Genomic DNA, 1,949 nt, shown 5'->3' with positions numbered 1-1,949 from the left:
GTCCGTGCGCGCCCTCGCCGAGCACCTGGGCGCCGCCGCCCGGCGCACCGACGCGCTGCCCCTTCACCGAGCTGCTGCCCGAGCGGCGCTGGGCCGAGTCGGCCGGCAGCGGCCTGCGGACGGTCATCGGCCGGGCCGGCCGCGCCCCGCTGACCGTGGCCTTCGACGACGCCACCCCGCACTGGCTGGTCGGCGGTCGCACCGGCGCCGGCAAGACCGTCTTCCTCCTCGACGTGCTCTACGGGCTGGCCGCGCGCTACTCCCCGGCCGAGCTTCAGCTCTACCTGCTCGACTTCAAGGAGGGCGTGAGCTTCACCGAGTTCGTGCCCACCACCCGCGATCCGTCCTGGCTGCCGCACGCCCGCGCCGTCGGCATCGAATCCGACCGCGAGTACGGCCTCGCCGTGCTGCGCGAGCTACGCCGGGAGGCGCAGCGCCGCGCCACCGCCCTCAAACGGCACGGCGTCACCAAACTCGCCGACCTGCCCCGGGACAATCCGCTGCCGCGCATCGTGGCGGTCATCGACGAGTTCCACGTGCTGCTCGCCGGCAACGACGCGCTCGCCCGTGAATCCGTCGACCTGCTGGAGGAGTTGGCCCGCAAGGGCCGCTCCTACGGCGTACACCTGGTGCTGGCCAGCCAGAGCATGACCGGCATCGAGGCGCTCTACGGCCGGGCCGAGGCGATCTTCGGGCAGTTCGCGCTGCGGGTCGCGCTGCCCGGCGGGGGCGGGGTGCTCGACCAGCTCAACGACGCCGCCGCGGCCCTGCCGATCGGTTCCGCCGTCGTCAACACCGCCGCCGGCGCGGTCGGCGCCGACACCGTGCTGCGTTTCCCCGACGCGCACGCCGCCGCGGCGGACCTCGCCGCGCTGCGCCACGAGCTGTGGCAGGCCCGCCCACCAGGCTCGCGGGCACCTGCGGTCTTCAAGGGGTACGAGGCTGCGCGGGTCGAGGACGATCCCACCTTCGCCGGGTTGCGCCCCGGTGGCCGGCGCCCGATGGCCCTGGTCGGTCGGACCGTCGACGTGCACGGCACCACCGCGCTGTTCCTGATGGACACCACTCCGGGCCGGCACCTCGCCGTGGTGGGCACCGCACCGGCCGGGGCGGACGTGCTGCGCGCCGCGACGCTGAGCCTGGCCCGTCAGCACGCCCCGGGCGACGCCCGCTTCCTGCTGGCCTCGCTGGTCACCGCCACCGACCCGGTCGCCGACGAGACCGACAGCGCGCTGCGGGCCGCCGGCCACCCGGTCCGGCGCGTCGACGCCGCCGGGCTGCGCGAGCGGATCGCCGAGCTGGCCGCCGAGCCCGCCGGCCGCGAGTACCTGGTGGTGTTCGGCATGGACGCCGCCGCGCCGGTGCTCGGGGCGGCCGACCCGGTCACGTTCCGCTCCGGCCTGGACGACCTGCACACCCTGCTGCGCCAGGGCCCCGCCCAGGGGGTGCACCTGCTCGGCTGGTGGCGCGGCCTGCGCCGGCTCGCCGACGACCTGGGCGGCAGCCAGAACCGCGACGACATCGCCTGCCTGGTCGCACTCAACGTGCCCGGCCCCGAGCTGGCCCTGCACCTCGGGGTCCACGACCTCGCCTACACGCCGCGCGCCGACCGGGCGCTGCTGGTCGACCGGCACGACCAGCGCACCAGACTGATCGTGCCGTTCGCCGGCGACGGGCACGAACCGGACGGGGAGCGTTGACGGTGTCCTTCGAGGAGTACGCGGCGCTGGCCCGACAGCTCGCCGAGCAGCGTCGCGCCGTCGAGCAGCACGCCGCCGCCGAGTCCGAACGCCGCCGTGACCTGCACGCCGCCGCCGACTCCCTGCACCAGCGGCTCACCGCCCAGGGGCACCGCCTCGACCAGCTCGGCCGCGCCATCGGCATCGACCAGCCACCGGCCGCCACCGCGTCTCCGGGTGCCGGCGGGCCGCCGGGTGTCGCCGGGTATC

The 1,949-nt window shown here is 76.0% G+C and carries 1 protein-coding gene and 1 pseudogene; both read left to right on the top strand.

Annotation, left to right across the window (positions count from 1 at the left end; translation table 11 throughout):
• Positions 1 to 1,700 (top strand): FtsK/SpoIIIE domain-containing protein (locus JNW91_RS31170; RefSeq protein WP_238426033.1); only part of this gene is annotated, 1,700 nt, incomplete at its 5' end.
• A 2-nt stretch (positions 1,701 to 1,702) separates the two neighbouring features.
• A pseudogene (locus JNW91_RS31165) lies at positions 1,703 to 1,949 on the top strand (hypothetical protein); the annotation flags it as partial.

The sequence above is a fragment of the Micromonospora parastrephiae genome (genome assembly GCF_016802865.1).
In the GTDB taxonomy this organism is placed as follows: domain Bacteria; phylum Actinomycetota; class Actinomycetes; order Mycobacteriales; family Micromonosporaceae; genus Micromonospora; species Micromonospora parastrephiae.
The sequence above is the reverse complement of the archived record's forward strand: the minus strand, read 5'-3'. Positions and strand labels throughout refer to the sequence as shown.